Origin of the sequence: Desulfobacula phenolica (assembly GCF_900105645.1) — a bacterium.
GTDB classification, from domain to species: Bacteria; Desulfobacterota; Desulfobacteria; order Desulfobacterales; family Desulfobacteraceae; genus Desulfobacula; species Desulfobacula toluolica.
In genome coordinates this window covers 137,142-144,764 of record NZ_FNLL01000007.1, presented here as the reverse complement: position 1 = coordinate 144,764, position 7,623 = coordinate 137,142, and the positions used below count along the sequence as shown (strand labels likewise).

The following is a 7,623-nucleotide window of genomic DNA, read 5'->3' as shown; positions in this document are numbered from 1 at the left end:
GGTTTCAATCCTTGTTTTTCTGGATATGGTGTTCAGACCTCATTTTCGGAAATTCCCTTTAATTTCAAGAAAGTTAAATAAATTTTCAAAGATCCATACTATAAAATTTTCAGTCAATAATATTGGATTCCGCATTAGTTCTAATTTGCCAAAGCAATGAAAAGTCATTGTATTCATTTCATATTTTATATATTTTTCAGCATTCACAAATATTTTTGTAACAGCAATCAGCACATCGTTTTATAGATGATGCCCGCTTAGGGTAAAATCCTGTCTTGATAATGTGAATAACCTCTTGGATACTTTTTTTCAATTCTAATTTATCTTTTCCTCTCAACTCTAATTCAATGAGTTTGTTTTTCGATCTTGTGTATACAATATATGCTCTGTTTGATATTTTGCCGTAATTGTCTTCGATCAGGAGAGAGTAACACAATGCCTGAATTTTGTGTGTCTTATAATTAATATCTTTATATTGTGCATATTTAAAATCAAGAGGGGCCATGGTATTATCAGCAAAAGACAATACCTCATCAATTACCCCCCTGAGATGATATTTACTTGATGAAAGATAAATATTGCTTTGAGTTTCGACCACACCAAGCTTTTTACGCAAATAATCTTTATTTCTCCTTGCTTTTTCTTCATGAATATTCCGCCCTTTAATCACTTTAAACCGTTTTTCTTCTCTCTGGGGAATATCTAAAGCAATCATGAAATAGATAAACCGAGGACAGAATGTATATTCAATGAGCATTGAAGGCGTTATTGATATTTCATTTTGTTGATAACTTAAAATAGGCTACCCCTCTTTTTTGTCGATTATTTTCCAAACTGTGTTAAAAATTTATTGTTAATGTTTTTTCCCCTGACCAACCTTTTACAATAGAATATTTTGTTTCGTTCCTAACAAATTCATATGGACAGACTTTGATCTGAACTATTTTATGAAAATCTTGCAGCCCGGCTGTTTCATCCATGGAAACATTTATAACATATTGGGAAAGTTCTTTGAATATACCTTTCAAACGGCTCTTAAATTCCATTTTTTCTTCAAGGGAGTTCCCTGAAAGTTTCATTCTTTCATACAGTCTATCAATTTTCAAAAAAAATGATTGATACAGATCTTTTTCTATTTCAATAAAAACAGAAGATAGGTTCGGAATTGCTCGCATAAAGTGATTTAAATAAGTATTATATACAGTTTCGAATTCAAGCAGTTCCATATTCTGATGCAATAAAGGTTCTTTTGGTGTCCTGTCTAAAGCGATCTGAAAATATTTTTTAAGAAGCGGTAGTATTCTATTTTCATTTATCTCTGAAGAAAATAATTCTAAAATTTCTTCTTTCAACAAATCTTTAGAATGATATGGGCAATAGCCTATTTTATCCGTTACTAACAATTTAGCACTCTTGTTTAGACCATCTCTATTTTCTCTATTTATACGACCGGCGGCTTGAATCATACAGTAAAGAGGAGCAAATTCCCTGATACCAAAATCAAAATCAAGATCAACACCGGCTTCAACAACTTGTGTTGAGACGAGCAAAGTTTTTTTATGACTTTGTAATCTTTTTTTTACAGTACCAATAATCTCAGCTCTGTGTTTTGGGATAAAATTAGTATTTAAAAAAAACAACTCAGAAGATGGATTATCTTTTTGAAAATTTTTTTTTAATTCGCTATAGAGATCTAATGACAGTTTTTTTGAATTTACCACACACAATAAAGAGCGATTGTTTTTATAATTAGCTTTTGTTGCCGCAAGAAGGGATTCTATATCATTGATCTGAGTATTGATCTGAATCGAATACCGGTTGTTGAAATCCATTTGAAAATACCGGTTGTCAAGCAATTCAGCTATCATGCTCTGAGGGATAAGTTGCTTGATTGCTGGAATTGTAGCTGACATTAAAATAAAATCAATATTAAATTTTTTTGATAGATAAGTTATTGTCTTTGCCAGATCCTGAATCAGTATCCTTGGTATTGCCTGTATTTCATCCAAAATGATAACAGAATCTCGAATTGTCCAAAATTTAACAAGATCCCTGTTCTTATTTGAATAAAAAATATTTAAGAGCTGATTAAAAGTAGTCACGATAACCATGTCAGAAGACCATGACATAGCAATAAAATCGTTTTGTTGGCTGGACGAAGACTCTTTTTCGTTTCTCTCTTCATTATCATGTGAGATATAATTTTTTGAATGGGTTAAATGATGAAACTTAAGCAACCCGCTCTTTTCCAGAATGCAGCTGTATTCTTCATGTGTCTGATCAATTATGGATGTCATGGGCAGTGCATTAATGATTCTTTTTTTATTTTTATCATGACAAATTTTGAGAGCAAGATGCAATGCTGAAAATGTTTTTCCGATTCCGGTAGGCGCTTCAATTATATAAATACTTTTATCTTTATTCCTGCTGTAAGTGTCGATGATTTCTTCGCGGGCCTGATTTCTTACAAAAGCCATTTTATTGTCTTTTGATTCAACTAATTCAACAAGATTTGCAATATATATTTTCCATTGATACGATTTCGTTTCTGAATAGGATTCCTTAAAAATGGCTTCATATTTATCTGAAAAAATTAATTTGGAAAAAATATCCTTAATTAAAAAATAATTATGAAACAATGCAAGATCATGTTCCTGTATAAAATCCTCTTGGTCAAATAAAGAACAAATTTCATCAAGATCCGAATCTAATAGCAGGCCGCTTCGATCACAAATTTTTTCTAACTTTTTTTCAATATCAGGATATTTTTCTAACAAATCATCTATAAAAGAAAGCTTATCATATAAAAAAGCATTAGTGTCTTCAAGATCACCATGGTGTTTCATGATAGCGTAAAAAATGGCAAATGATTCAGAAGTGATACTATAATTTTTATTTGCCAAATAGATCAAAGCGCTTTCAAGGGCATGGGTCGTACGCCTTCCATGGTCAGGATTTTTTATATATTTTTGAAATTCTTCCGTAAGTTTTCCAATATCATGAAAAAATGCAGCCTCCTTGTGGGTATCTTCCCCAAAGGAAGCTGCAATATTGGACAAATGCTCTTGAATAGGATAATCGGGATGGGACAAATATTTTTTATCAATATCAAACAAATTCACAATAATATTTTCCTGCATCGGTTTTGATGGCATAGGTCTGAATTTTATCTTTTAGCCTTATAGGTTTGTCACATAGGATAAGATTTTTATACTCTCTATATTCTCTTTTTCCAATAGTTTTGGTAGCCATATAAACATTGGTATATTTTTTCTCCTCTTCGAAAACGATTGCTGATGGTTTTGATGTAAACGTGTTCAGAATGTCTGATGTCTCCAGTTCCCATTTACAGGCCAACAACCTGTAGTTAGCCGGAAACTCACTGTTCCCCATATAAAATGAGAATTCACTGAAATGGTTCTGAAGATAAGGGATAATTTGTTCTTCATATTTAAAATCTTTTACAAAAATGAAATATTCCGGCTCAATGAGCAGCTCTCTGAAGATTGGCTTTGGTGACCTGAAACTGCTGCTAAGCAACTTAGAAAACTTATCCGAATTTTTTTCAAACTTTTTAAATTCGGTTTCAATCTTTTTATCCGCAGTCATTAAAAAATTTTCTTCTTTTTTGGATCGATCAGTAGAATCTTCCAATCGCATTTTTTCCTGAACCATCTCATTGTATTTTTTCCTGGTGTTTAAATATTTTCCCATGATGCTGATTTTCGTTTCCGATCCCTTTGTATAATCGGCTACATAATTTTGGGCAAAGCTTTTTTTCCTGATCGGTTTTTCAAGCACCAGGGAATATTTAAAATCAAAATATTCCGGGTCATTGAAATACGCATTATAATCAATTCCCAATATTGATGCCAGCATCCCCCCGATTGTTGTTTTAGGCGGAATAGGAAAAGTAAGATTCTGGGTAATGGTCAATGGATCTCTGAACACCCCGAATTGACTCCATAATTTAAAACAAAACATAGGCACCTCAAATTATCAGCTCTGACGACCAAGAGATGCAAATTCAACTTCATCCATTATGTTCACATTCTTGATTTGTTTAAGTTCAGTTTTATAATGTTGCAATGAATCATCACAGACGATTTCAACAGAGTCAATATAAGATTCCGCCTTGTTAACGGTCGAAATAAAATTTGAAAAATCCAGTTCAGCCTCACTGACCTGTCTTATTAAGTCACTATCTTCATTGCCCAACCCGATCAATTCATCCAGAAGACCTATAAAATAACTATTGTCCTCTTTGTAAATGATCCTTATGAGCATCCTTGATTTTTGCCCCACCTTGCTCCTGGTAGTGAGCAATTTAGTACCGAACCAGAGGGAATCCAGCATTTTCTGGATATCCTCTTCTGTTGTGCCAGCCTTAAATGCCTGGAGTCTGTTAATAGTGCCATACATTGCAAAAAGTCCATAAGGGATATAATTGTCCGCACGAAAGGTTTTTGTGTTTTTTACTTCACCATCCTTTCCCTTTGTCGCAAAAGCACCAGTGCCTGATTTAAGAACTGTTTCTGTTTTATTCAACGATTTTGTCCATGAAAACTGAACCGGTCCGACCAGCTGGATATTGCTTTTCGGTGCCACTCCACCAAACAGCCTATTGTCAATACAGGTTAAAAAAACATCCAAAGGATCTTTTAAATCACTTTTATCTTTTATCTGTTTAAAACGGTCTTCAGCATTAAGCCCGTTGGAAATAATTTCATCATTGTTAATATAGATCAATTCCTGCTTCCGGTATTGAAGATCATCCCGGATGGTTCGTTTAACGCGGACGTCACTGACAATTGCCTTTTCATCCACATCATCAAACCTGGGTGCATTGTCACTTGCCATATCACCGTTAGGATTACACATTCTTGCATCCCAAATAAAAAGTATTTCACTGTGTTTTGCACGATTATTCATCTTTTTCTCCTTTGTTTTTTTCTTCATCTTCTTTTGCCTGCTCTGCCTTTGAAAATTTCCCGTAATCATCAAACCCTGCCACAAATGCATAGGCAATTTTTGAACTGGATATCCCTCTTGATTTGGATTCAGGTATTTCATGAGCAAGTTTACGCACCTCTGAATCATTTCGAATTCTTAACTTTAGTTTTTGCTCATATCTGAACGCCATCTCGAAAATCCGATCCAAATTTCTGTAATTGATAATCTGGCTTGAAAGCCAGTTTTTAAAAGTGGTATTCTCCTTGCTGACAGGAGAATAAAAAGAATGGTTAATCACTGCCTTGGCATATGCCCCGATAAAATAAGCTTTTTGGATGGCAGATTTCCCATAAAAACCTGTAGTATCCGTTTTCTTTCTTAGAAGAAAACAATCATTAAATGAACTTTTCTTTTCCGGCATGCAGTCACTCCTTGATTTTTTTTATTGCATGAAAAAATTTCATTACTTTATTTTCCTGACGGGTATAATTTTCGGGAAAATTAATCCAATCCCTTATTCCGTTATTAATTCGTTTTTTATGTGCGTAATCAGATTCTCTGTGAAATTCAAATCGTGTCAGAAGATCCTCTGTTGTTATTTTTTCGTCTGTGAGCAGAAGACGGGCCAGGTGCAATCGTTCCTGCAAGATACGATTTTTGTTCTGTTTTTGGGATTTGTTTATGACAAAGTAGAGTTCATCACGGTTAAAATAGTCTTGGAGATAAATTTTGTCTCTGTTCTTTGAATGCAATGTAATATTATCTTCAATACCGAATGATTTCATTACATCCACAAGCTTTGCCAGTCGGCTGGGGACAACATCTTCAATAGCCCCTTTCACCTCAAAAGAAAGATTTGTCCGGTTTATTGTTGTAAAGATAAAATCAAGGGTAACGGAATTCTTTAAATCAGCCAACTGATCGGCCTGCTCATTAAATTCCGTTATCAATCCTGTATCCATAGTGGTAATCTGGGCAATGGTTTCTTTATATTCTTTATTCATTCCCGCAATTTCACCGACCTGTTTTGTCTCAGCGGTCTTTTTGCGTCCGAGCTTCTTTTTCAACCTATCCAAAGCGCTTTTTAATTTTTTTTCTTCTTTCCAAAGAGCGTCCAGCTTCCCGGGTTTTCTTTTTGTCGCATTATTGGCTCGAACCAGCCGGTCTAAAATTTTCTGATAGGCTTTTGGATCATCAGATATCATGTTGGGAATAATTATATATTCCAAACCTTTATAAAAAAAAATCAGCTTTTCAAGAATATAGATCCAGGCAAGTTTTATATTCCCTGCACTTTCAAGGGACAAGGGAAGGTTTTCTTTTACTCTGTAGTTTAAAGAATCATGATACTGGTCATAAGAAAAAATTTTGAATTCAGGACGGTATCCTACTAGAGTTTCCTGATTCGTGAAAATATCATATCCCGGCCCTGACTCTTTCAGTTTATTGACAGGTTTTTCAAACCAACTTGTCCATATTTCAGGCATGCTTTCCGGCAGGGTTCGACCGTTGATAGATATCCAGAACCAAAAATAACCACCTATAATTTTATCCAATGAGGCGATGACATCATCAGTAGTATTATTATCAAAAAAATCAACAACAGCCTGAGACAATTCCTGATTCCTGTTTTGTGAAAAACAGAGGACACTTTTTTTCATGGTATTGATAAGAAGAGGTAGTTTGGTTTTAATGCTTTCTTTTTCTTTTAATTTCAATTGAAGGTTTGGATAAAGGTAATAAATTCCTCCTCCTGCACCGCCCATTTTTTTTGTAAAAAACATTTTGTCTTTAGAAATTGAGTTCTTGTTCAATTCCAAAGAAATGACTTTTGATTCTTTAATATTAAAATTAAGATTGATGTACTCCTGTTCCTCTCCGCCATTAGAATTTGCATCAGGATTTATTTTAATCACTTCCTTAATATCTTTTTCCGAAAGTATGCTACCGATTTTCCATAATTTGTAAGACAGGCTCATTATTTACCTCTTAATCTCATAAAATTTTTTTAACACTTCCAAACCCGCGAGACACTGACTTTCCCAACCCCATATAGTCTGGAATCATAAAATTGACTTTAAACATTCCTTTAAAACCAATCATCTGCTTCCCTTTTAATGTGACTTTTGTCTGTTGAAACTGTAAATCGACATTGATTGTCTGGTTTTGATCGAGTTGAAGATCAAGATACTTTGACATGGACAGGATGTTTCCGATGACTATTTTTTTCAACAGGTCATTTTTCTCTTTCTGATTTTTTAGATTGATATAAACTGCAAAATTTTTCTGGTTAAGGCCGATCCATGGAGAGATAAATTCATACATAAATGTTTCTTTGGAAAAACCAAACTCAACTGTTTCGATTTTCAAATCTTTTTCATGAATCGGAATTTTTCTTCCATCAATAACAATTTCATCCAAGGTCATAAATATTTCAGTAAAAACCTGAACCGCTTTTTCAGTCAAGGCAATGATGCACGGATCATGGTCTATTATTTTGAACTGAATCAAGGGATAACGGTAGATACTTTTCCCGGTTACAGAATCATGGTTGTGAATCAAGTCATGTTCGGCAAACACATTACCCACATATCCCCGCAATTTATGAATTTGGGAAGAATTGAGCTTGATATTGTTAAAATAGAGAATTGCTTTTTTCATTTAAATTTT

At 33.9% G+C, this 7,623-nt stretch carries 7 protein-coding genes; all 7 read right to left on the bottom strand.

The window, feature by feature from the left end; genetic code table 11:
- Window positions 1-196: 196 nt before the first annotated feature.
- A complete protein-coding gene (cas4, locus tag BLT94_RS13060; protein ID WP_092234863.1) occupies window positions 197-757 on the bottom strand; it encodes a CRISPR-associated protein Cas4 in 561 nt (186 codons plus the stop codon).
- A gap of 82 nt (window positions 758-839) precedes the next feature.
- Window positions 840-3,140, bottom strand: coding sequence for a CRISPR-associated helicase Cas3' (gene cas3, locus BLT94_RS13055; protein WP_245743123.1), 2,301 nt, complete (start codon window positions 3,138-3,140; stop codon window positions 840-842).
- Window positions 3,109-3,984: a CRISPR-associated protein Cas5 gene (gene cas5, locus BLT94_RS13050; RefSeq protein WP_092234857.1), complete on the bottom strand. Its 876-nt coding sequence runs from the start codon at window positions 3,982-3,984 to the stop codon at window positions 3,109-3,111. Before cas5 ends, cas3 begins: the two co-directional genes overlap by 32 nt.
- Window positions 3,985-3,999: 15 nt before the next feature.
- Entirely contained in the window at window positions 4,000-4,932 is a 933-nt protein-coding gene (cas7b, locus tag BLT94_RS13045) for a type I-B CRISPR-associated protein Cas7/Csh2 (RefSeq protein WP_092234854.1), read from the bottom strand.
- A complete protein-coding gene (locus BLT94_RS13040) occupies window positions 4,925-5,374 on the bottom strand; it encodes a hypothetical protein (RefSeq protein WP_092234851.1) in 450 nt (149 codons plus the stop codon). The genes cas7b and BLT94_RS13040 overlap by 8 nt, the downstream gene beginning before the upstream one ends.
- 4 nt (window positions 5,375-5,378) lie before the next feature.
- Window positions 5,379-6,932 (bottom strand): TM1802 family CRISPR-associated protein, encoded by a 1,554-nt coding sequence (locus BLT94_RS13035; protein WP_092234848.1) that lies wholly within the window; start codon window positions 6,930-6,932, stop codon window positions 5,379-5,381.
- 16 nt (window positions 6,933-6,948) lie between these two features.
- Window positions 6,949-7,614 carry a CRISPR-associated endonuclease Cas6 gene (locus BLT94_RS13030; RefSeq protein ID WP_092234845.1) on the bottom strand — a complete coding sequence of 222 codons (666 nt, stop codon included), beginning with the start codon at window positions 7,612-7,614 and terminating at the stop codon, window positions 6,949-6,951.
- Between the last annotated feature and the right edge of the window lie 9 nt (window positions 7,615-7,623).